14 protein-coding genes are annotated in these 24,120 nt (G+C 64.6%); 9 read left to right on the top strand and 5 right to left on the bottom strand.

Annotated elements, in window-relative coordinates; all coding sequences use genetic code 11:
• Nucleotides 1-2 precede the first annotated feature (2 nt).
• Complete coding sequence (locus ASD76_RS11020) at nucleotides 3-3,443, bottom strand: WD40 repeat domain-containing protein (protein WP_055922534.1); 3,441 nt, start codon at nucleotides 3,441-3,443, stop codon at nucleotides 3-5.
• A gap of 276 nt (nucleotides 3,444-3,719) precedes the next feature.
• On the opposite strand from ASD76_RS11020, the gene ASD76_RS17965 reads away from it, so the two are divergent.
• The 7 genes from ASD76_RS17965 (at nucleotide 3,720) to ASD76_RS10985 (ending at nucleotide 16,387) form a co-directional block, all read left to right on the top strand.
• A complete protein-coding gene (locus tag ASD76_RS17965) occupies nucleotides 3,720-5,411 on the top strand; it encodes a DUF6065 family protein (protein WP_321164429.1) in 1,692 nt (563 codons plus the stop codon).
• Between the two features lie 5 nt (nucleotides 5,412-5,416).
• Entirely contained in the window at nucleotides 5,417-6,046 is a 630-nt protein-coding gene (locus ASD76_RS11010) for a class I SAM-dependent methyltransferase (RefSeq protein ID WP_055922531.1), read from the top strand.
• Nucleotides 6,047-6,154: 108 nt separating this feature from the next.
• The gene (locus tag ASD76_RS11005) at nucleotides 6,155-9,460 is read left to right on the top strand and encodes an autotransporter outer membrane beta-barrel domain-containing protein (RefSeq protein WP_055922528.1); all 3,306 of its coding nucleotides are present in this window, start codon (nucleotides 6,155-6,157) and stop codon (nucleotides 9,458-9,460) included.
• A gap of 148 nt (nucleotides 9,461-9,608) precedes the next feature.
• Nucleotides 9,609-10,208: a TetR/AcrR family transcriptional regulator gene (locus ASD76_RS11000; RefSeq protein ID WP_055922525.1), complete on the top strand. Its 600-nt coding sequence runs from the start codon at nucleotides 9,609-9,611 to the stop codon at nucleotides 10,206-10,208.
• A 234-nt stretch (nucleotides 10,209-10,442) separates the two neighbouring features.
• Nucleotides 10,443-11,711 carry an efflux RND transporter periplasmic adaptor subunit gene (locus ASD76_RS10995; protein ID WP_055922523.1) on the top strand — a complete coding sequence of 423 codons (1,269 nt, stop codon included), beginning with the start codon at nucleotides 10,443-10,445 and terminating at the stop codon, nucleotides 11,709-11,711.
• A gap of 54 nt (nucleotides 11,712-11,765) precedes the next feature.
• Nucleotides 11,766-14,951: an efflux RND transporter permease subunit gene (locus tag ASD76_RS10990; RefSeq protein ID WP_055922520.1), complete on the top strand. Its 3,186-nt coding sequence runs from the start codon at nucleotides 11,766-11,768 to the stop codon at nucleotides 14,949-14,951.
• 8 nt (nucleotides 14,952-14,959) lie between these two features.
• Nucleotides 14,960-16,387 carry an efflux transporter outer membrane subunit gene (locus ASD76_RS10985; RefSeq protein WP_055922517.1) on the top strand — a complete coding sequence of 476 codons (1,428 nt, stop codon included), beginning with the start codon at nucleotides 14,960-14,962 and terminating at the stop codon, nucleotides 16,385-16,387.
• Nucleotides 16,388-16,546: 159 nt separating this feature from the next.
• Here the strand turns inward: ASD76_RS10985 and ASD76_RS10980 are convergent, their stop codons facing one another.
• The gene (locus tag ASD76_RS10980; RefSeq protein WP_055922514.1) at nucleotides 16,547-19,339 is read right to left on the bottom strand and encodes a TonB-dependent receptor; all 2,793 of its coding nucleotides are present in this window, start codon (nucleotides 19,337-19,339) and stop codon (nucleotides 16,547-16,549) included.
• A gap of 225 nt (nucleotides 19,340-19,564) precedes the next feature.
• Here ASD76_RS10980 and ASD76_RS10975 point away from each other — a divergent pair, with 225 nt between their 5' ends.
• On the top strand, nucleotides 19,565-20,914 hold the full coding sequence (locus ASD76_RS10975) for a polysaccharide lyase family 1 protein (protein WP_055922510.1): 1,350 nt from the start codon (nucleotides 19,565-19,567) through the stop codon (nucleotides 20,912-20,914).
• On the top strand, nucleotides 20,911-21,291 hold the full coding sequence (locus tag ASD76_RS10970; protein ID WP_055922507.1) for a cupin domain-containing protein: 381 nt from the start codon (nucleotides 20,911-20,913) through the stop codon (nucleotides 21,289-21,291). The genes ASD76_RS10975 and ASD76_RS10970 overlap by 4 nt, the downstream gene beginning before the upstream one ends.
• A gap of 189 nt (nucleotides 21,292-21,480) precedes the next feature.
• On the opposite strand, the gene ASD76_RS10965 is transcribed toward ASD76_RS10970, so the two are convergent.
• Genes ASD76_RS10965 through kduI form a run of 3 tightly spaced genes read right to left on the bottom strand, consistent with a single transcriptional unit; the run spans nucleotide 21,481 to nucleotide 24,084 of the window.
• Nucleotides 21,481-22,512 carry a sugar kinase gene (locus tag ASD76_RS10965; RefSeq protein WP_235506622.1) on the bottom strand — a complete coding sequence of 344 codons (1,032 nt, stop codon included), beginning with the start codon at nucleotides 22,510-22,512 and terminating at the stop codon, nucleotides 21,481-21,483.
• On the bottom strand, nucleotides 22,490-23,245 hold the full coding sequence (gene kduD, locus ASD76_RS10960; RefSeq protein ID WP_055922504.1) for a 2-dehydro-3-deoxy-D-gluconate 5-dehydrogenase KduD: 756 nt from the start codon (nucleotides 23,243-23,245) through the stop codon (nucleotides 22,490-22,492). The genes ASD76_RS10965 and kduD overlap by 23 nt, the downstream gene beginning before the upstream one ends.
• The gene (gene kduI, locus ASD76_RS10955; RefSeq protein ID WP_055922501.1) at nucleotides 23,245-24,084 is read right to left on the bottom strand and encodes a 5-dehydro-4-deoxy-D-glucuronate isomerase; all 840 of its coding nucleotides are present in this window, start codon (nucleotides 24,082-24,084) and stop codon (nucleotides 23,245-23,247) included. Before kduI ends, kduD begins: the two co-directional genes overlap by 1 nt.
• Between the last annotated feature and the right edge of the window lie 36 nt (nucleotides 24,085-24,120).

The following is a 24,120-nucleotide window of genomic DNA, read 5'->3' as shown; positions in this document are numbered from 1 at the left end:
GCTCACAGGCTTGCCCTACGCAGGATGACGGGGCTGGCCTGCGCGTTGAAATCGAACAGCGAAGGCTGCTGCACGCGGCGCTTGGGCGCGTCGGCGGGCAGATCGTTGAACGTGATCGCGCGGGCACCTCCGCTCGCCGCTCCGATCTGGCCGACGCGCTTGTCCTCCGCCAGCGAGGGCATCCTTTGCACGGCGTAGAGCAGCCATTCGTTGAGGCGGATCTGGCCGTCCCGGTCGAGGTCTGCCCGGCCGCCGGTTTCGCCGAGCCCTTCGGCCGCCAGCGCGTAGGTCAGCAAGCCCTGCTTCAAGTTGGCGTCCTCCATGGCGACATCGTCGGCCTGGGTCGCGGCGAGGATGCGGATGCCCTTGTCGTAGGCGAGCTGGCCGAGGCCGCTGTCGCCCATGGGTCCCGGCTTGAAGCCGCTCTTGGCGACACTGGCCGAGGAGTGGCAGGCGTCGATGATCAGCGTGATGTCTCCCGCGTCCATCGCCCGGAAATACATCGTCAGGTCCGAAGTGGCGAAGACGCTGCCAAGCTTGGGTGTCTCAGATCCTTCGGGCCAATAGCCGTTGGTGGGGATCAGGTAGAAGTTGCCCTGCTTGTCGGCCCAGCCATGGCCCGAGAACGAGACGATCACGATATCGTCGGGCGTCGCCTGCTCCAGCATCGAGGCATCGACGCCATCTTCTGCAGCGAGCGCTTTCAGACCTTCCTCCCGGCCATCGTCTGTCATCAGCAACGACAGGACGCGCATGATCGTGGTGTTGTCGACGCGCTTGCGTGTCCCGTCCGCCGTCTTCTCGCCAGCCAGCACCAGGCGGCGCATCTCGTAGCCGGGAATGTCGTGCAGGCGAGATGCGATCAGCCGGGCATCGGCCACGGAGTAATTGAGCTTGAACCGGTCGGTGTCGTAGTCGTCGATCCCGATCGCCACCACGAAGGCCCTCGGCTGGCGCGGTGCTACGGGCGGCCGGGTGTAAGTGTAAGACGCCGTCTCGCTCTTGATGCGGTCCTCGTTGAAGGCATAGGCGGAGAACACCTGCTCCTCGGTGCCGGCGCCGGTGGGTAGCGGGACATGGAATTCGTAGCGAAGCCACCCGTCGCTCCCGACCCTCTGGCCGACATTGTTGAGCTGGCGCCATTTCTCCAGCGTGTCGGTGACGGCATCGGGCTCGTCGGGGTTCATCGCGACGACCCGGCCGTTGCGGAACAGGCGCGGGTTGTAGACGCCCGAGTGGGTCTTGCCGTTCGCGGCTGAGGGATCAACGCCCTCGCGGACATCGACGCTGACAATAGCCTCGCTCGGCTCCTCTCCCGCCCTCACGTCGCTGATCCGCACTTCGGGCATCACACGGTTGAGCTCGGCGATCGCGGGCAATTGCTTGAACACATCGGAGCAATTGTTCGCTGCCCGGCAATCGAGCAGCTTGGCGTAGAGACCCGGCTCGTAGAAATCGCGCATGAAGGTTTGCGGGCCGAGACTCTGCCACGGAGCATCGGGCACCATCCACCGGATCAGGTTGGTATCGGGTCCGAGGTTGGTGTCGTAACGGCCCCCTGGTGTGATGGCGAAGTAGCGGTTGTCGGGGAACATGTAGAGCGTCAGCTGCAGCGCTCCGTTCTTGCCGTCCCAGAAGTTGATCGCGCCATCGTCGGTCGCGGCCCACAACAGCTGGCTGCGCTCGATCCAGCCCGCTCTCACCAGCGGCGTCTGGCCGATATCGCTGGCGACGGGCTTGCCGGTCTCGATGTCGAGCAGCGCTTGCGTATCGAGGCCGAACACTCGCCCGTTGCCCGCGGCGACGGCACGCCGGGAGAAGCCGGAGACCTTACGGACCGCCGCATTGCCGACGGCATCGACGATGTAGAGATCCGAGAGAAAGGCGAGGTGGGTGGGCGATTGGGTGAAGATCACGCGCTTGCCATCGGGCGTGAACGAGGGATTCCGGATCGTCTCGCGCTCGGTAAAGCCCGAACCGCCCCCGGCCTTCACGTCGGTGACCGGGTTGACGATCTTGAGCAGTTCGCGCGGGTTGCCGACAAGGGCGCCGTCGGAGAGATCGACGATCCACAAGCGCAGCACTTGCTGGGCGCCCGGTTTGTCGCCGCGATCCCACACCCGCGTCGCGACCGCGAGCCGCTCCCTGTCGGGCGAGAGCTCGATCGCGGTGATCGTCTGCCCCTGCCAATCGGGCTGATCCATCAGGCGCCAGCCAGGCGCTCCGGGGGTGTGGATCGACACGCCGCCCGCGACCGGATTCCACGACTCGTTGCCGCTATCGTCGAACCCATTTACCGAAGGGCAGATGGGGCCGATCCGCGGGGCTCGGTAGCAAGGCTCGAGACTGCCGAGACCAATGAAGTCGCCCGCATCATCGAGGGCCTGCATTTGCCAGTAGCTGTCGATCGCCGGGCAAGTCCCGGCCGCGGCACAGGCTGGATCGACCACAAGGGCAGGTGGGAAACCCTCCTGGGCAACCGGCATGTCGTTGGTCACGTCATAGCCCTCGCTGAACAACGCGTAGTTCTGTTCACCCAGCCAATTGACGCGGTGATAGGCGCGCTCGGGCAGAAAGGCGCGACCACCTGCGCCGCTGACCAAGTCCAGTGTTTCGACGCGGGCCTGGAGATCGTTATTCAACCCCTCGACCCGCACTAGCCGGCGCCCGTCGGCGCTCACCTCAGCGTCGAGAAAGTAGCTGCGCGGACTTCCGGTGAGCTTGATCGGCTCACCCTCTGCCCCTGCCTCTCCCCCGGCGGGGAAGAGGTTGACGCCGTAGCGGCATCGGTCAATCGATATGCAGGTCGGATCTTCGAACACCAGGTTCTCGTCCACCTCGTCAAACAGGCCGCGCTGGCCGTCGCCGTGACTGGGCTCGGGTCGCAGTTTGCCGTCCGGTGAGAGGGGAAAGTTCAGGTCGCGGTCGTCTTGCCGCTCCCGCGAATAGGCCTGGGGGGTGGGCACGCTCTTGTCGGGACGCACGACGCGTGTCGCGAGATCGAGCGAATAGCTGCACCAGCGTCCCTCGCCACGGGCTTCCTCTGGACAGACGTTGTCGGTCGAACCGTTGATCCCTTCACCGATGTAATAGACGATCGAGAGCGTCTGCGGTTCGGGCCCGGGTTTCAGTTCCTGGAACGACAGGCCGGCGATCCCCAGCGTGTGGGTCTGCGCCGTCGGAACCTGGGCGTGGTCGAGGATCGCGCCCGTCGCGACATTCCAGAAAACCAGCGAACCATCCTCGGCGAGCGAAACGAGGTGCCGACCCTGATCGACCCAGGCGACGGCATCGACCGGCATCTGGTGGCCCAATTGCGTAACGATCCGAGGTACAATGTCGCTGGCCGCCTGGTTGATGGGCGAGGGCTCGGTTTCGCCTTGAGAGCATCCCGAGAGCAGCGAGAATCCGCAGAACAGAAGCAAACCGATTCTGCGAACCATGGACTTCCCCTGTTTAGAGAGGCGACATCGCACGGGGTGAGATCCCGACTTTATCCGCCACTCTCATGGGGGACGCAAGGATTGCGACGGCGCTGTCAGACCAAAAGGACGGCGTTGCCGTTCAGCCGGGCCGTTCCGCACGGCCTAACTCACGAAACTTCCAGCGGAATTTTTGGCCACCCGGACGTTTAGATGTGGTAAGCGTATGTCGGCGCGGCTGGCGTTCCGGGTCCGCCCCGAAGGCAGCGTACTTGCGGATCGCGTTTTGGCGTTGATATGTTTGCGCTGGGACGGACCAGCAGAAGGAATTGCTGCGGGACCATGGACCTCAGGTGTTATGTCTATCCGGGATGGGAGCCGCGGATCCGGGCTGCGTCGCCACGTCGGGAGTGGATGGATGAAACGCCAGAGCGGTTCGCTTATCGCTGCCTGCCACTAAATATCGCGAATGCGCATGGCTGGGAGATTCTCAGCCCCTGTGGCTTCGAGGCAGAATGGAACGGCGGTAGCGCACCAGCCGATGTCGTAGTCAGGCCCGATCCAGGCACGCCAGCCCATCGGGCGCCGGTCGCTTTATTCGGGCAGGGCACGTTCACCTTTCATGTCGAAGGGATCCTGCGGACACCGCCGGGTTTCAACCTTTGGGTAGGGGGCTCTCCCAACCACGCCAAGGATGGCATCGCCCCGCTGGGCGGCATCATCGAGACCGATTGGTCCCCTTACAGCTTTACGATGAATTGGCGCTTCACTCGTCCCAATCACATCGTGCGCTTCGAAGAGAACGAGCCCTTTTGCTTCTTCTTTCCGGTGGAGCGTCACCTGGCGGAATCGGTCCGGCCCCGCGTGGTGGCGATTGACGAGGAGCCTGAACTCAAGCGCCAGTTCGAAGAGTGGAGCCGGTCACGCGATGCCTTTCACGTCGAAATGGCCGCAAACCCACCGGACAACCCAAGCGCCAAGTGGCAGAAGTTCTATTATCGAGGCATGTTGTCTGATGGTCGTCCGGGGATCGACGATCACCAGTCGAAGCTGCGTCTTGCCGAATTCGATGGCGTGGCGGCCTTCCACCGCGAAACACCGGCCAAGCCAGCCTGTCCGGTCGCCCAGCCCGAACCGCCTGCCAATGGGCACGCGGAGAGCGATCGCCTGGCCGCCAAGTACGAGTGGATACTGACGTCGCAGAAACGTTTGAGGGCACTGGCGCCGCGGGTGATCGAACGAAAACGAGGCATCTCGCCCGAAGAGTTCCTGGTCCAACATTACGCCGCCAACCAACCGGTCATTCTCGACAGCGAACTGGCGGGTTGGCCAGCGCTTGGCCGGTGGACGGCAGCCTACCTGAAAGACCTGATCGGACCGCGCGAGATCGAGGTACAGGCGGATCGAAGCGCCGACCCCGACTTCGAGCGCAACATGACCGACCATCGCCGGAAGATGCCGTTTGACCAGTTCATCGATCGCATCACGCAGGACGGCAACGGCAACGGCAACGACCTCTACCTAACAGCCTACAACTCGGCTGCTAACGCCGCCGCGCTGGAGGCGCTGCATCGGGACCTGGGGTTCCTCGACAAGTTGCTCACGCGTGACGGCGGGGCTGTGCATGGCATGCCCTGGATCGGTTCCGCGAACAGCTTCACGCCGCTGCATCACGACCTGACCAACAATCTGCTGCTTCAGATCACCGGGCGAAAGCGAGTACTGCTGGTGGCGCCAGAGTTTACTCCGCAACTTTACAACGATCGCCACGTCTACAGCCGCATCCGCGACTTGGGTGAGCCCGGCATCGTAGAGCGCTATCCCGCGCTTGAAGGCGTACACGTCCACCAGGTTATCCTGGAGCCCGGAGACGCCCTGTTCATCCCGCTGGGCTGGTGGCACCAGGTGACGGCGCTCGATTTCAGCGTGACCTTCACCCACACCAACTTTCACTGGCCCAACGACTTCTACGCCAGCCACCCGGACTGACGCCTGTGCCTTACAATCTCGACATTCCCGGCTGGATGCCCGAGCCGGAGTTGCAGATCCTCGAAGGGTTGGCGCGCTCTATTCCGCCCGGCGGGGCGATGCTGGAAGTCGGACCTTTTTGCGGGCGGTCGAGCTGGTGTTGGGCGAAATCGGTCGATCCTTCGGTTTCGGTGACTTGCGTGGATATCTGGGATCCGGTTGAGCATCCCTTCTCGCCGCCGGCCAAGTCTGGAGACGGTGCAATCTCGGGCCCCGACTATGGGAAGACGGATCGCCCTCGCGGTGATTGGGGAACGCGCGAGAACTTCGACCACTACGTCCGCGACTGCCCCAACATCACCGCGATCCGCGGCCATAGCCCACGGGACTTCGCCGATTGGCCGTTCGCCAGCCTCGACCTCGTGTTCCTTGATGGCATTCACCACAACCCGGGTTTTCACGAGGACGTCGTCCACTGGTACCCGCGAGTGAAGCCGGGCGGCATCCTGTGCGGCGACGACTGCGCTCGCACTCACCCTGACGTGCTTTGGACCATCCACGATTTCTGCAAGGACCTGGGCATCCCGTTCACCGTTGATCGGCGCATTTGGATGCTGCGCCGCCCGTTGCAGGACGGAACCACGCTGGCACTCTAGCGTTATCGGATCAGTGCCCAAGGATCGCAACGTTTTGAACACTCTAGAGAAATGGGGGAATGCTGCTTCACCGATAGGGTGAACATGTAGTGGGTGAGAGTTGCTGATGTGACTTTCGGGCGCCGATCGGAAGAACACTCGCTTCGCCACGTCCTGCTTGGGGCCGTCGGCACGTCGGCGCTGTTCTGTCTGACGACCAATCGAGCAATGGCCGCCTGCGAACCCGACAATCCTCCGCCGGGCACCGACGTCATCTGCACCGACACGGACAACGACGGGCTGACGATCACCGACGTGTCGGCGAACGTGACCGTGCAAAGCGGCGCCACGGTGGGTGGCAACGGCTTGAACGATCTTGGCGATTCCTCAAGCTACGTGACGAATTACGGGACGATCCAGTCGAACACCGGCACCGCCGTCACGTTCTCCGGGATTGCCGGCAACGCAAAGGTTCTCGACAACTACGGCACGCTCAATGGCACGTTCCGCGCCACTGGGGACGAGTTGCTTGTGATCATCCAGCGGGGCAACTTCAATTCCGGCATCGACATCGACGGCAACGGCGAAAACGCGGTCATCCTGCTGGCCGGCAAGGGCATCTCCGGCCCGGTCGACATCGTCGGAGCCGACAACTTCATCGACAACGGCGGGTTCTTCAACAACGGGCTCGTTCTCACCGGGATGATCGAGAACTTCGTCATCAATCGTACGGGCGGGCAGATCAACAATACCTTCAGCCTGACGGGTGACGGCCAGAACTCGGTCATCAACGAAAGTACGATCAACAACGGGCTGACGATCTCGGGCGACGGGTCGTCTTACGTGGTCAACCAGGTCGGGGCGATCATCAGCGGCGACATCAACAGCCTGGGCAGCTCGGAGGACTTCGTCGACAATGCGGGCACGATCAACAACGCCATCTTCCTGCGCGAGGGCGATGACACGCTGGTCAATCGAGCGGACGGTAACGGTGGCATCATCAGCGGAACGATCGACCTCGCGGCCGGTGAGGATTTCTTCCAGCAAGCCGGAGGGACGATCAACGGGCAAGTCCTGTTCGGTGCCGATAATGACTTCGGGACGGTTTCGGGCGGCCTGATCAGCCAGACGGTCCAGGCGCAGGATGGCGACGACGGCTTCTTGTGGTCGGCGGGCACCATTGGCGGGCTCGATATGGGAACGGGGGGCGACTATGCCCTCTTCTCCACGCTCACCACGGCCAATCTGAAAACCGGCCTGCGTATCGATGGCGGGCTGGGAACCGATCAGCTGATTTGGAACGATACCCAGGCCGACGATGTCGCCCGGTACGTCAACTGGGAGGATTTCGTCCTCACCAATCAGTCGGAACTGACTTTCGCCAACTATGCCACGCTCACCATGGGCGACAGCGGCACTGGGGCCGGAAGGCTCTACATCGACGCGACGAGTACGGTCTTTGCCGGCAACGGAACTCATACCGTTGCGCCCGCCCTCTCCGGCAGGCTGGTTCTGGTCGAGAACCTCGGCCTGATCGATCTCACCAACGGCGGCGACATCGCGACCGACCGGTTCGTGGTGAAGGGCAACTACTATGGCCAGGCAGGGTCCATCGCCCTGCAGACCGTGCTTGGCGACGACAACTCGCCGTCGGATCGCCTGGTGATCGATGGCAGTGGCGCGCAGGGTTATGGCCAGACAGCCCTTCTCATCACCAATCTAAACGGTCCTGGGGAATTGACCATTCTGGACGGCATCCTCGTGGTCGAAGCCGTGGGCGGGGCCACCACGACAGCACAGATAGGGGTGGCTGCGGCCGGGGCCACGACCACGACAACAGCTTTCGCGCTGGGCCGACCGGTAGCCGCGGGGATGTTCGAGTACTTGCTGTTCCGGGGCGGCGTTTTGCCTGGCTCAGAGCAAAGTTGGTTCCTGCGCTCCGCCGAAATGGGACCTACTGTCCCGACGCCAACGCCAACCCCGACGCCAACGCCCACGCCAACACCGACGCCAACACCGACGCCCACGCCAACGCCAACGCCAACGCCAACGCCGACACCGACACCGACGCCCACGCCAACGCCGACACCAACGCCAACGCCGACACCGACACCGACGCCGACACCGACACCGACGCCCACACCAACACCAACACCAACACCGACACCAACGCCGACGCCAACGCCCACGCCGACGCCAACGCCGACGCCGACGCCGACACCGACGCCCACGCCAACACCGACGCCGACACCAACGCCAACGCCGACACCGACACCGACGCCGACGCCGACGCCGACGCCGACACCAACGCCAACACCCACACCGACGCCCACACCAACTCCGCCGCCGACGCCCACTCCGACACCGACGCCCACCCCGCCACCGACACCAACGCCGACGCCGACGCCGACCCCAACCCCAACGCCGACTCCACCGCCGATTCAGACGCCGGGACCAACACCGATCATTCGTCCTGAAGTGCCGAACATCACGGCCTTACCGGCGGCCGCTCACCACGTGGCCCTGGCCGAACTGGGCAGGTTCCATGACCGTCAGGGCGATCAATCCTATCTGGCTGGCGATGGTTTGGTGTCGAGCGTCTGGGGCCGCTACCACCAGACGGATTTCCGGCAGACCGGCGACCAGGTGGTCGAGGGCACCGATTTCCAGCTTTCGCCCGAATTCGATGGCGATCTTTGGCTGCTTCAGGCCGGTGTCGACGTCTTTGCCGATCTACGTGACGATGGCAGCCAGATCCGTGCCGGCCTGTTCTTCAGCCACGCAGAGTCCTCAGGTGACGTGAAAGGCAATGTCCTTGCCCGGCTACGGCAGCGATCCGGAACCCTGGAGACCAACAGCGACGGTGTCGGCGCAACCCTCACTTATGCAGGGCAGAGCGGCTGGTATCTCGATTTCGTGGGCCTCTACAGTTGGCTCGACGCCAGCGGCCAATCGTTCCGCGGGATCGAGGCGCGGTTCGATGGAACCAGCATGGCGGCGTCGCTGGAGGGCGCCTATCCGATTGCCGTCTTCGGCAACTGGACGCTGGAGCCCCAAGCCCAACTTGTCTGGCAGCGCGTCAAGTTCAGTCCGTCGGACGACGATTTTTCGCGGATCGAGTTCGACGCCTTTGAGGCGCTTGCGGCCCGAGTGGGCATGCGCTTCGAAGGTGAAGTCGTGCATGAAGGCTCGGTCCTGCAGCCCTTCCTTTCGGCCGACGTGTGGCACAACTTCTCCCAGAAAGACCGGATCACCTTCAACACCCGGTCGCTGATCTCCGATAGCCAGGCGTCGGTCCTCGAGTTGGGCGGAGGGCTCGGCGTGCTTGTGACGCCGACGCTTAGCTTGCACTTTCGGGTCGGCTGGGGGACCAACCTTGGCGGCGAGCATTACAGCAGCCGAGACGCCAATGTCGGCATGCGCTTTACTTGGTAGGATCGAGAACACCGACCGAACCCATGCGTTGTCAGAGGACAAGCAGCGCTTGGAAAAATCTCCGCCAAGTCCCGGTTTTCCGGCAACAAATGCGCATCCTCAGCGTCGGGCTTGGCTAACGGCCAAAATAGATTATATACCGAGTGATATGGAAATGACCGCCGCTGCAAGAGGACGCCCGCGCGAGTTCGATGTCGAAGAGGCATTGGCTGCCGCGCTGCGCGTGTTCTGGGAGAAGGGCTACGACGCCGCCTCGATGACCGACCTCACCGAGGCGATGGGCATCACCCGGCCGAGCCTCTACGCGGCTTTCGGCAACAAGGAAGAACTCTTCAAGCGCGCGCTCGATCTCTACGAGAGCGAGAAGCTGGCTTATGTCAGGAACGCGCTGGAGGCCCCGAGCGGGCGCGGAGTGGCGCAGCGGTTGCTCGAGGGGACGATCCAGAACATCACCAGCGACTGCCCCGGTTGCCTGGGCGTGATCGCTTCGGTCAGTTGTGGGGGCAAAGACTCACCGATCCAGCAGGACGTACGCTCGCGGGCCCAGTCCTCGCGCGGCGCGATGGTGGATCGGATGCAGCGGGCGATCGACGAAGGCGATTTCACGCTTCCGGTCGAAGCCGAGGCGATGACGCAATACCTGACTGCGGTGCTGCAGGGCATCTCCGTGCAGGCGGGTGCAGGGGCTAGCCGCGAGCAACTACAGCAAGTTGCGGACGCGACGCTGGCGGTTTGGCCGGGGCGCTGACGCCCCGATTTTTGCTGCATTGCGAAAAAAATATCGAGCGGTATAGAAATATCGCTTGACCTGAACGTCAGATTACATACTTATCGGTACAGAACGCTGCGAGGCAGAACTGCGCGGGTCGACTACGACTCTCGCGGGGCTTCCTCGATGAAACTTGCCTGTCTGTTCGCATCACTTTTCGGAAAAAGCCCGCGCTTTCCGGAGCGGTGGTGTGCGCCTTCTGAGGACCGCCCGATGAACGACCTGACCCCGATCGAAATGGACAAACTGAGAGCGCTCCAGGAGGATGAGATCCCGACCCGTCGCGGGCGGATCGGCCGCGCCGGCTGGATCGTGCTGATTGCCGCCGTGGTGGGGCTCGCCTGGTATCTGCTGCGCGCCACCGCCGTGCCCGCGGCTGCGCCGCCGCTGCCGGTCGTGACCGTAGCCACGCCGCTGCAGCGTGAGATCACCCAGTGGGACGAACACATCGGCCGCTTCGAGGCGAGCCGCAGCGTTGAGCTGCGTCCGCGCGTCTCGGGCCAGATCACCGCGGTGCACTTCCAGGACGGGCAGTTCGTCCGCCAGGGGCAGCCGCTGTTCACAATCGATCCGCGGCCCTACCAGGCGGCACTGGCCGAAGCCCAGGCGGGCGTGGCAACCGCACGGAGCGACCTTCTGCTCGCCCGCAGCAATCTCGACCGCGGGCTGCGCCTGGTCGAGGACGATGCCGTGGCCAAGGGCGAGATCGATGCGCTGCGGGCGCGGGTGACCGCAGCCAACGCTTCGCTTGCCGCGGCGCAGGCGCGAGTGCGCTCGCGGAGCCTCGACGTTGAGTTCACTACCGTTCGTGCGCCGATCAGCGGGCGCGTGTCGGACCGTCGCGTAGACCCGGGTAACCTGGTTGCAGCCGGTGATGGCCCGGCAGCTACTCTGCTGACCACGATCGTTGCCACCGATCCGCTCTACTTCGCTTTCGACGGTTCGGAAGGTTCGTTCCTCAAGTCGAAGCGCGATGGACTGCAACGCGGCGCCGACGTGCAGATCCGCCTGCAGGACGAAGCCGACTACAAGTGGAACGGCGAGCTCGACTTCACCGACAACGGCCTGAATCCTAACTCCGGCACGATCCGCGCCCGCGCCGTGGTCCGCAATCCCGACAACTTCCTCACCCCTGGCATGTTCGGCAACATGCGGCTGGCGACTGGGGGCACCGAGAAGGCGCTGCTCGTCCCCGACACCGCGGTGCAGACCGACCAGACCCGCAAACTGCTGCTGGTTGTCTCCCGCGACGGCACGGTTTCCGCCAAGGAAGTCGAGCTCGGTCCGGTGATCGACGGAGGCCTGCGCGTTGTTCGCGGTGGTCTCGAGCCTAGCGACCGGGTGGTGATCGAAGGCACGCAGATGGCGATGCCGGGTGCCAAGGTGACCGCGCGCCTCGACCGGATCGCTCCGCCCAAGCCGAAAGCGCCTGCCGTCGCGACCGCCGAGGCGCCTCCTGGCGCGGCGACGGTCGCCAACTAAGCACACCTCTCCAAAGCCCGTCACGTCCGACCTCGCTTCCAATTGGAGCCCGAAATGCGCCTGTCCCGCTTCTTCATCGACCGGCCGATCTTCGCCGCGGTCATTGCCGTGATCATCACGCTTATCGGCGCGATCTCGTACTTCTTCCTGCCCGTGTCGCAGTATCCGGAAGTCGTGCCGCCGACGGTGACGGTCACTGCCGCTTACCCCGGCGCCTCGGCCGAGACGGTGGCGGATACTGTCGCCAATCCGATCGAGCAGGAAATCAACGGGGTGGACGGCATGCTCTACCTCTCCAGCCAGTCGACCGGCGACGGACGGGTGACGATCACCGTCACCTTCGAGCAGGGCACCGACCTCGACGAGGCGCAAGTGCTGGTGCAGAACCGGGTCGCGATCGCCGAGCCGCGTCTGCCCGACGAAGTGCGGCGCCTCGGCATCGTCACCAAGAAGACCACGCCCGACTTCCTGCTGGTGGTGAACCTCATCTCGCCCGACGGGTCGCTCAACCGCGAGTATATTTCCAACTACGCCCAGACCCGTATCAAGGACCGCCTCGCCCGGATCGAGGGCGTAGGCGACGTGCGGCTGTTCGGTAGCCGCGAACTCGCCATGCGCGTGTGGATCGATCCCGGCCGCGCTGCTGCACTTAACCTGACGGCTGGAGAGATCGTCTCAGCGCTGCGGGCGCAGAACGTGCAGGTCGCCGCAGGTACGCTCGGCCAGCCGCCGAGTCCTGGCAGCGCCTTCCAGCTTAACGTCGAGACGCAGGGCCGCTTCACCGACCCGCAGCAGTTCGAGAACGTGGTGATCCGCACCGACGCCGAAGGCCGCCAGGTGCGCGTCGGCGATGTCGCGCGCGTCGAACTCGGCGCCGACGACTACGGTACTTCGGCTTATCTCGACGATCGCGATTCCGTGATCATCCCCGTGCTGCAAGAGCCGGGTTCCAACGCCTTGGCCGCGTCCGAACAGGTCCAGGCGGCCATGGAGGAACTCTCCGCTGACTTCCCCGCCGGCCTCGAATACCGGATCGTCTACAACCCGACCGAATTCATCCAGCAATCGGTCGATGCCGTGATCCACACGCTGATCGAAGCCATCGTGCTGGTCGTGTTGGTGATCGTGGTGTTCCTGCAGAAGTGGCGCGCCTCGCTGATCCCGGTGCTGGCGATCCCGGTTTCGCTGATCGGTACGTTCGCGGTGCTGGCGATGCTCGGTTACTCGCTCAACAACCTCTCACTGTTCGGCTTGGTGCTGGCGATCGGCATCGTGGTCGACGACGCGATCGTGGTGGTCGAGAACGTCGAGCGCAATCTCGAGAGTGGTATGAACCCGCTCGAGGCCGCGCGTACTTCGATGGACGAAGTCGGCGCCGCGCTGATCGCCATCGTGCTGGTGCTCTGCGCGGTGTTCGTGCCGACACTGTTCATCGGCGGCATGTCGGGCGCGTTCTACCAGCAGTTCGCGGTGACGATCTCGTCGGCCACGGTGATCTCGCTGATCGTGTCGCTCACGCTCTCGCCGGCGCTGTCCGCGCTGCTCTTGCGCAAGCATGAGCCCGCGCCGGACGGGGCCTACTGGCGCCAACTGGCCGACCGCGCAGGCGGGGCGTTCAACCGCTGGTTCGATCGCTTCAGCGAGTCCTACGCTCGCTGGACCGCGCAGCTCGTCGCCATGCCCCGGCGCGTGATGATGGCTTACGCCGGACTGATCGCGCTGACGGGTGCGGCGCTGTGGATGACACCGACCGGGTTCGTCCCGCAGCAGGACCAGGGCTACTTCCTGACCGTGATCCAGCTGCCGCCGGGCTCGGCCACATCGCGCACCGATGCGGTGATGAAGAAGGTCGCCGCTCGCATGCTGCCGATCGACGGGATCAAGGGCACGGTCATGCTCTCGGGCTTCGACGGCACCTCTGAAACGCAGTCGGCAAGTTCGGCTGCGGCCTATTGGGTGCTCGATGACTTCGAGGATCGCGCCGGCAAGGACCAGACCATCGATGCGCTGATCGCCAAGGCGCAGAAGGCCACTGCCGACATCACCGAGGCGCGGCTGATGATCGTCAAGCCGCCGGTCATCCGCGGGATCGGTTCGGCAGGCGGTTTCCGCATGATGCTCGAGGACAAGAACGGCCAAGGCTACCGTGCGATGCAAGACGCCGCCAACGCGGTGATCGCCCAGGCGAACCAGCAGCAGGGCCTCGCGGGTGTCTATACCTTCTTCGACACCGGCACTCCGCGGGTCCACGCCGATATCGACCGTGACAAGGCGCAGATCCTCGGTGTGCCGCCAGCGCGCGTGTTCGAGACGCTGCAAGTCTACCTCGGGTCGGCGTTCATCAACGACTTCAACCTGCTTGGCCGCACCTATCGGGTGACCGCGCAGGCTGACGCACCGTTCCGCGACAGTCCCTCGGACGTCGCCAACCTGCAGACGCGTTCGGACAACGGGGCGATGGTGCCGATCGGCTCGGTCGCGACGCTAAGCGACACTACCGGGCCGTACCGCGTCACTCGCTACAACCTCGCCCCGGCGGTCGCGATCGACGGCGACACGGCGCCAGGGTTCTCGACGGGGCAGTCGCTGACGACGATGGAGAAGGTTGCCGAGGCCACGTTGCCCGCTGGCTACAACATCGAGTGGACCGGCATCGCCTATCAGCAGAAGTTCGCCGGAGACACCGCCACGCTCGTGTTCGCGCTAGCCGTGCTGCTCGTGTTCCTCGTCCTCGCGGCGCAATACGAAAGCCTGGTCATGCCGTTGGCGATCATCCTGATCGTGCCGATGTGCCTGCTCGCGGCGATGATCGGGGTCAACCTGATGGGCATGGACAACAACGTGCTCACGCAGATCGGCCTGGTGGTGCTGATTGCCTTGGCAGCGAAGAACGCGATCCTGATCGTCGAGTTCGCCCGCCAGGGTGAGGAGCAGGATGGTCTGACCCCGGCGCAGGCCGCGGTCCAGGCCGCCAAGACCCGGTTGCGGCCGATCCTGATGACCAGCTTCGCCTTCATCCTCGGCTCGGTGCCGCTGGTGATCGCGACCGGGGCGGGGGCGGAACTGCGCCAGGCGCTTGGCACGGCGGTGTGCTTCGGCATGCTCGGCGTGACCGGCTTCGGCCTCGTCTTCACCCCGACCTTCTACGTGGTCAGCCGCAGCCTGGGCGAGCGTATCGCCCGGCTGCGCGACGGCTGGCGCTCCAGCAGCCACGATCCCCTTTCGACCCCTGCCGAGTAGGTGCCCGGATGACTTTCCGCTCTTTCGCTCTCGCTTCCCTATCCGCGCTCGCCCTTACGGGGTGCGCGGTGGGGCCGGACTACGCCGTAACTTCCCCCCCTCCTGCGTCGTCCGGCCCCTTCATTGCTGCGGGTGCTCCGCCAGTGGCGCCGAGCCCGCTGCCTGAGGACTGGTGGCGGCTCTATGATGACCCTGTGCTCGACGGCCTGATCGCCGACGCGCTCGCGGCCAACACCGACGTGCGACAAGCCGCTGCGCGCATCGAACGCGCCCGAGCGGGCCTGCGCGGTGCGCGAGCGGACCGGCTGCCGCAGACGTCGATCGGGGCCGGAGGAAGCTACAACCGCCTGCCGGAAGGCCAGGTGCCCGCGGGCGCCGACCAGGAAGGGTGGAGCTACGATGCCGGCATCGAGGTCGGCTACGAGCTCGATCTGTTCGGCCGTGTCGGCCGCTCGGTCGAGGCCGCGCGCGCCGATCTCGCTGCGAGCCAGGCCGACGCCGACGCGGTGCGCGTGATGGTGGTGGCCGATACCACGCGTGCCTATGCCGATGCCGCTTCGGGCGCGGCGCGCTTGCGGGTCGCTCACGATATCGTGCGACTGCTCGACCAGTCGCTTGCGCTGACCTCGCGGCGGCATGATGCGGGGCTCGAAACCGGGCTTGCCGTTGCCCAGATCGCTACGCTGCGTGAACAGCGCGCCGCGGAAATCCCCGCGCTCGAGGCCGAGCGGCAGGCCGCTCTGTTCCGCCTCGCCACGCTCACGGGCCGTACCCCGGCCGCACTGCCGGCCATCGCTGGCGAGCGCAGTATCGGGCTGGAGATCCGTGAAGCGATTCCCGTCGGCGACGGCGCGGCCCTTCTGGCCCGTCGGCCCGACGTCCGCGCTGCCGAGCGCCGCTTGGCGGCGGATACCGCGCGCATTGGGGTCGCCACCGCCGATCTCTATCCTCGCATCACGCTCGGCGCTTCGATCGGGTCGACTGCGACCGATCTCGGCGACCTGTTCACCGGCGGTCCGCTGCGCTGGGCGCTCGGCTCGCTGCTGAGCTGGGCCTTCCCCAATCAGGAGCCGGCCCGCGCGCGCATCGCGGCGGCGGAGGCGGACACGCAAGGTTCGCTGGCGGCGTTCGACGGAACCGTGCTGCTGGCGCTGGAGGAGACCGAAACCGCCCTCTCCAACTACGCGCGATCGCTCGAGCGCCGGGCTGCGCTACAATCGGCCAGCGAACAGGCGGAACGCGCCGTGCGCATCATCAGCGCCCAGCAGCGCGAAGGCACGATCAACTCGCTGGCGCGGCTCGATGCGGAGCGTACCCTGGCGGAGGCGAGAGCTCAGTTGGCGAGCCAAGATGCCCTGGTCTCGCGCACTCAGATCGACTTGTTCCGCGCCTTGGGTGGTGGCTGGGCATCGAGCCCGGCTGGCGACCAGGGATAGGAGCGGCCGGGAGTGCTCAGTCCAAATGCGATCTGCGGGTAGGGGCCTTCGGCCTGGAAGGCCGAGTGGCGCAAGCTTGGGAGCACTTCGCTTGCGCCACTCGGGTTCGAACCCGCCAAGTCGGCCGGGTCGCTGGGCGACCCAGGCCTATTGGCCCGCTCAGAACTTGTAGCGGCCGCCGAAGTAGAACTGCCGACCGGTGTGATGGTAGACACTGAGGCGGTCGGCGGCGCTGTCGATGTACTGGTCGACGTATTCGTCGGTGAGGTTGATCGCCTCGAACGTCAGCGAGAAATGGTCGTTGATGTTGTACGAAGCGGACATGTCCAGGTTGAGCGTCGAATGTACGCCTTCGACGTCGTTGAAGGTTGGCTGGCCGGAGTTCGGATTGAAATTCGGCGCATTGCCGACCGGCACCCCGTTGCGTCCCGGCACGCCGCCGGCCTGGAGGTAGCCGCTGCGATAGGACAGCGATCCGCGGATGCTGAAGCTCTCGTCCTCGTAATACAGCGTCGCGTTCGCCGCGTGCTTTGACAGGTCGGTCAGTGGCTGGATCACCACCGGCGCGCCCTGTGCCGTCGACAGCGGATATTCGATGTTGGAACTCACGTAAGTGTAGTTCGCCATGATGCCGAAGTTCTGCAGCAGGCCGGGAAGGAACGTGAAAGGCGTTTGGATGCCGATCTCAAGCCCCTTCAGCGAACCGCCCTTGCTGTTGACCGGCTGGGTTACCGTCACGAGATCGGTCGGCTGGATGATGTAGGAGCCGTTGGGGTTGCGGATCAGCGAGTCAGGCAATCCGAGTTCGTTGAACGGAACCTGCTGCGCGGTGTTGGCGACGAAGGTCGAAATGTCCTTGTAGAACAGGCCGAGTATCAACGCGCCTTCTCTCGAGAAGTACCATTCCAGCGAGACATCGTAGTCGGTCGCTTCGGTCGGATCGAGGAATGGGTTGCCGAGGGTATAAGTGCGATTGCCGCCCGAGATGCTGAAGGCTCCCGTGGGGTTGAGCGTGCCGAGGTTCGGTCGCGTCATCACCCGTGCCATCCCGGCCCGGACGATGAAGTCGTCGATCTCAGCGCTGAGGTTGGTCGAGGGCAACCAGTTGCCATAGCTTCGGTCGGCCGTGACCAGGATCGCCTGCGCGCCGCCGGTATAGCCTGACGACTTCTGCGTCGTTTCGACATAGCGAACGCCGGCATCACCGCGGAACTGCCAGCTGCCCATGTCCATGTTCCAGGTCGTCTGGGCATAGCCACCGGCATCTTGTTCGGAGACCGTGCGCCAGTTGCCTTGCGCGCTGGTATTGGTGATGCCCGTGAGCGTGAACGTGCCGGTATTGGAATAGATACCGAACTCATCGTCGAACTGGTCGATGTTCGGGACGATGAAGCTGCTGGGCGTGCCTGCCGTGTCCGTGCGGCTGCTCATGCTGTAGACGTAGCTGAGCGTGGCAAGCTGACCTGCAGCCAGCGCTGGAACCGCCGTTTCGCTGGCGCGGCGATACTCTTGCGAGTTAAAGCCGTAGCTCTTGAAGTCGACGCCGAAGCGGAAATTGATGTCGTCGGCGACGTCGTATTCGAAGTCAGCGCGGCCGACCTTGAAGTCGTTAGAAACGTACTGCGGACGAAGGCGAATCTCGCCCAGCACGAACTTTCCGGGGTCTTCGACATTGAGGTTGCCGTAATCGAAGGTCGGGTTGCGGCCGCTGGCGAAGTCGAAGCTGTAGCCCTGAACGTTGAGCGCATCGAGTGCGATCGTGGTCTGGATCGGGTTCGAGAAGTCGGACTTCGAGTATCCGGCGAGCACTGTCATGCGGGCCCGCTCACCCAGTTCCTGGTTGAGCGTCGCGGTGTACTGCTGGAACTGCGTTTCGAGTTCGTCGTAACGCGATTCTACGCGCACATCGACGTTGTTGAATGTGCCCGAGACGAGGCTGTTTGTGTCATCCACGACCGCTCCTGGCAGGATGACGGTCTGCGGCTTCCCGGTGCCCGAGCGGCTGAAGGAAATCGCTTCGAGGTATTGTTCCGCACGGTTCGACTTGAACACCGAATAGAGCGCGTCGAGCGAAAGCAGCGTCTCATCTGTCGGCTCCCACTGGACCGAGCCAGTTAGGCCGAGCCGTTCGGTCTCGTATCGATAGCTGTCGTAGCGGGGGATGCGCGGGTGGAAGAACTGGAAGTTCGTAGCTCCAGTCGGAAGCGTCGACGCGGTGGCGAAACCTCCGTTGTCGGTCCCCCGTTCCCACCGAACCGTGGACGGCCCTTCTTCGAAAATGCCGCGTTCGCTGTAGGCTGCGGACAGGAGCACGCCGATGGTTTCGTCGGCGAACTTGGTCGACACCAGACCGGCCACGCGCGGATCCCACGATTTCGAGAAATCGTTGTAGCCCACGGCTGCCGAGCCAACGAGGGTGAGGTCGTCGTCGTAGTCGAACGGGCGGGCAGTCTGCAGATCGACCGTCGCGCCGAGCGAGCCTTCCTCCACGTCCGCCGAGGCAGTCTTGCGCACGGTGATCGAGTTGAAGAGCTCGGAAGCGAAAGTGTTGAAGTCGAACTGGCGGCCGCGGTTGGTGCCGCCCGTGGCATCGGCGCCGCCGGTGGTGGACATGCCTTCGATGCCGTTGATGCGGACGCGCGTGAACAAGGGGCCGAGGCCGCGCACCGAGATGTTGCGGCCTTCGCCCTGGTCACGGTTGATGGTGACGCCCGGAATACGCTGGATCGACTCAGCAAGGTTGTTGTCGGGGAAGTCGGCGATGTCTTCCGCCTTGATCACGTCGATCACGCCGTTGGCTTCGCGCTTGGCATCAAGGGCTGCGTTGAGCGAGGAGCGGAAGCCGGTGACGACGATTTCGCTGCCGCTCTCTTCGGTCGAGGGCAGAGGCGCATCCTGTGCGAGCGCGGGCGAGGAAAGGGCCAGCAGGCCGACCACGGAAGTCGCGGTCAACAGTCCATGACACCGGTGTCTAGACCGCGCGCGAAGAAGGCGGGTGGCCTTGGCCGATTCGCCGTCTCTGAAGTCAATGGTGCCCATATTCGTTGCCTCTCCCTGCTTCTCGGCCACCCTTTTTCCGGGCGATCCATTTCCGGTTGAACTGTTTAAGTAACCGGTGTCATAGACAGAGATGACTCGGTAGACAGGAACTGTCAAGACCGCTGCAGGGAGAGGGAATTGAAACGGCTGCTTCTATCGATCGTCGCGCTCGCTTGCGCACTCTCGGCCACTGCCGCGCAGGCGCAGGCGTTTCCGGGCGCGCAAGGGTGGGCCGCGCAAACTCCCGGCGGACGGGGGGGCGCGATCCTGCGCGTGACCAATCTCAACGCCGATGGCCCGGGCTCGTTCAAGGCGGCGGTGCTGGCCAAGGGGCCGCGAATCGTCGTGTTCGAGGTTGGCGGCGTGATCGACCTTGGCCGGACGACGATCGAAATCACCGAGCCCTTTCTCACCATCGCCGGGCAGACGGCCCCATCGCCGGGCATCACGATCATCCGCGGCGGCATCGACTTGCGGGCGCATGACGTGATCGTCCGCCACATCCGCATCCGCACCGGCGCCGACGGCCAGGCACGGATGAGCGGGTGGGAGGCCGATGCCTTCTCCACCATCGGTGCGTGGAACGTGATCGTCGACCACTGCACGATGACCTGGGGCATCGACGAGAACCTCTCCGCCTCCGGTCCGCGCTTCACCGGCTCGACTGTGGAAGAATGGCGGAAGGGCACGTCGCACAACGTGACCTTTTCCTACAACCTGCTGGCCGAAGGGCTGGCCGATTCAAGCCACCCTAAGGGCGAACATTCCAAAGGGTCGCTGATCCACGACAACGCCACCGGGATCCTCATCTATCGCAACGTCTATGCCCACAACGTGGAGCGGAACCCGCTTCTCAAGGGCGGCGTCCAGGCGGCCGTGGTCAACAACCTGATTTACGACCCGGGCAAGCGGGCGATCCACTACAACCTGATGGCCCTGGAATGGGCCGGACATCCCTACGTCACGGGCGAGCTCTCCGCGGTCGGCAATGTCATGCGCGGCGGGCCGTCGACTGATGAGCGCTTGCCCTTCCTCATGCTCGGCGGGGACGGGGACCTGCGTTATTTCGGGAAGGACAACATCGCCGTCGACCGGCACGGAGCAGCGCTGCCGATGTTCGGCCGCTATGGTGAAACCCGCGCGCAACTGAGCGAGGCGAGTGCGCCGTCACCGTGGCCGGCGGACCTCGATGTGATCGAGGCGCGCGACGTGGAAACGCACGTGCTCGCCAGAGCCGGAGCGCGTCCGTGGGACCGCGACGAGCATGACTTGCGCGTGCTGTTCTTCGTCGCGGAAGGGCGTGGCGCCATCATCGACGACGAGAGCGAAGTGGGGGGCTACCCCACGGTTGAGCCTACCCGCGCGCCCTTTGTCGAAGGCGACTGGAACCTCGCCACGATGGAGCCGAGGAGCGGACGTTATCCTGGCCAGAAGGACGACTACGTCGCAGAGCCGATGAGCCGCCGTGATAGGGAAATGCGCCAATGAGCTGGTTGCTGCTGCTTGCCCCCGCCGCCGTGATCGTGGCCGAGGCCGATGTCGTCCGTGACGAGCCTCCGCCGCACGGCGCCATCGGGATGAGCACCGCCTACCGGATCAGCGACAAGGTTCCGAACCGGACAATGGAGTTCCGCCGCCGCGTGCTTCACCCCGGCGCGGCGATCGGTGCGCACCCGATCGACCATGACGAGGTCTATTACGTGCTGTCCGGTGAGGGCGAGGTCATTTCGGACGGCAAGACCTCGAAGGTTGGGCCGGGCATGGCCGCTTACTTCTACGCGGGCGACAATGTCGGCATCCGCCAGCTTGGCAGCGAACCGCTCAACCTGATCATCTCGTACCCGCTGAAGCACCCGGATCCTTAGATCCCACACAAAGGCGCGAAGGCGCGAAGATGAGGGGGCGTTGAGCTAGCGATCCCTCTTCCCTAACTTCGTCATCCCCGCGAAGGCGGGGATCCAGGGCGAGCGCCCACAAGAGCCGACTGGGTTCCCGCGTTCGCGGGAATGACGAAACGGTGGAAAGGTGAGCCGGTTTGGAGGCTGCCGCCGGCGTTACCGGCGAACGTCGAAATTCCCTGCGAGAAAGGCGTCGATGTCGTCCTGACGGAACAGGCTGGCATCGCCGGGTAGGGAGTGCTTCAGGCAGGCTAGGGCCAGCCCGTAGCTCGCGGTCACCTGCAGGTCCTTGCCCAGCCGGAGGCCATGGAGAATGCCTGTCGCGAAGGCGTCGCCCGCGCCGATCCGATCGACGATACCGCTCACGGTTACTTCTTCGGTCTGAGCGCTGCCTTCGCGGCTGTCGATCCGCGCGGCGATGTGGTTTTCGTCCGCGCTGGTTACCCTGCGGGCCGTCGATGCAATGTACTTGAGTTTCGGGAAGGCCTCGAACGCGGCGTCCGCCGCTTCACGCCGCCGCTCCTCGCCATCGCCTGAAAAGCTGCGGCCGAGCAGTAGCGAGATGTCCCGGTGGTTTCCGAACAAGATCTCCGCCGAGGCGACCAGGGGATGCAGCAGCGACTTCGGGTCGCCGTCCCAGCGTTCCCACAGTTGCGCGCGGTAGTTGCCGTCGAACGACACGCCGATGCCTCGTTCCTCGGCCGCCTTCACGGCCGAGCGCGCCAGGAAAGCGGACACCGGGCCGAGTGCGGGGGTGATGCCCGAGACGTGGAGCAGCTCAACCCCGGCTAAGGCGCTGTCCCAGTCGAAGTCGCTAAGCAGCGCAAAGCTGCTGCCTTCGCGGTCATAGACGATCTGCGACGCGCGTACGCCCGCGCCGGCGGCGAGGAAGTATAGGCCCATGCGGCCGGGGCCGAATGTGACGCCCGAGGTATCGACACCCTGCCGACGGAGTTCCCCTATGGCGGCCCGGCCCAGCGCATTGTCGGGAACCGCGCTCAACATCCGTGTGCCGTGGCCGAGCTGAGCCAGGCCGACCGCGACATTGGCCTCCGCACCCCCAACATGGGCATCGAGCCGTGCGGACTGGAGGAGCAGCTCGCGTCCGGGGGCGGTCAGCCGAACGAGCAGCTCGCCGAAGCAGGCAATCGATCCCGGCATGGTCTCAGCGCGCCAGCCAGCCGCCATCGACAGCGAGCACGTGGCCGTGGACGTAGTCGGAAGCCGACGAGGCCAGGAACACCGCTGCTCCGCCGATGTCCTTGGGGTCGCCCCACCGGCCAGCGGGGATGCGCTCAAGGATCTGGCGATTGCGCGTCTCGTCAGACTGCAGCGCCGCAGTGTTGTTGGTGCCGATATAACCCGGCGCGATGGCGTTGACGTTGACGCCCTTTGCCGCCCACTCGTTAGCGAGCAGCTTGGTCAGCCCGGCAACCCCGCTCTTCGACGCGGTGTAGCTGGGAACGCGGATTCCGCCCTGGAAGCTCAGCAGCGAGGCGATGTTGATGATCTTGCCGCGGCCCTGCGCGATCATCTGCCGGCCGGCGGCCTGGCACAGGAAGAACAGGCTCTTGAGATTGGTGTCGATCACCGCATCCCAATCCGCTTCGGTGAAGTCGACCGCATCGGCACGCCGGATGATCCCGGCATTGTTCACCAGGATGTCGAGCCCGCCGAGCTCTGCCAGTGTGCGCTCGACCACCGAGCCGACCGGCTCGATAGTCGAGAGATCGGCGTCGATCAGCGCTGCGCGGCGGCCCAGGGCGACAACGTCGGCGGCGGTTTCTTCGGCGCGCGAGCGGCCGACCAGCGCGACATCGGCCCCCGCGCTGGCGAGCGCCACGGCGATGCCGCGGCCGATACCGGTATTCGCCCCGGTAACGACGGCAACACGGCCCGAAAGGTCGAACGGATGGCTCATCACTGGAGCTGGCAGATGTCGAGGACGTTCATGTCGGTATAGTCCTGGTTCTCGCCCGCCATGGCCCAGATGAAGGCGTAAGCGCGCGTGCCGGAGCCCATGTGGATCGACCAGGGCGGGGAGATCACCGCCTCTTCATTGCCGACCACGATGTGCCGCATGGCGTCGCCTTCGCCCATGTAATGGAACACGCGGTCGTTCTCGTTCGGCAGTTCGAAGTAGAAGTAGATCTCGCTGCGCCGCTCGTGAATGTGCGGCGGCATCGTGTTCCACACGCTGCCCGGCTTGAGCACCGTCAGGCCCATGACCAGCTGTGCGCTGTCGCACACGCCAGGAATCACGAGTTGGAAGATCGTGCGCTCGTTCGATTCTTCCAGGCTGCCGCGCTCGAGCGAGTTGGCGTCGGCGATCGAAAGCTTGCGAGTCTTGAAGGCCTTATGGGCTGGGCACGAAGCGAGGTAGAACCGCGCATCGGCGCCCGAGAGCTGCACATCTTCCGCCCCCATGGTGACGTAGAGACAGTCCTTGTTCGACAGGACGAACGACACCCCATCGACCGTGACGAAGCCATCCACACTGCCGACGTTCACGATCGCTAGTTCACGACGTTCAAGGAACGGATGCCCGGCGGCCGAGGCCGGCTCGGTCTGGTCGGGCAGCTTTACGCTGTCCTGCCCGACCCAGACTCCGCCGATCACGAAGCGATCGGCGTGAGTGTAGTTGAGCACGCACTCGCCTTGGCGAAACAGCCCCGGGATCAGGTAGCGATCGCGCAGCTCCTCGTTGGAAACGCATTCCATCATATCGGGATGCGTGGCGTAATAAGTGCGGTCGAACATCTTACCCTCTCCTGACAACTGACCTCTTGGTAACCG

Origin of the sequence: Altererythrobacter sp. Root672 (genome assembly GCF_001427865.1) — a bacterium.
In the GTDB taxonomy this organism is placed as follows: domain Bacteria; phylum Pseudomonadota; class Alphaproteobacteria; order Sphingomonadales; family Sphingomonadaceae; genus Croceibacterium_A.
Note: the sequence above shows the minus strand (reverse complement) of the source record. Positions and strands in the feature narration are given on the sequence as shown.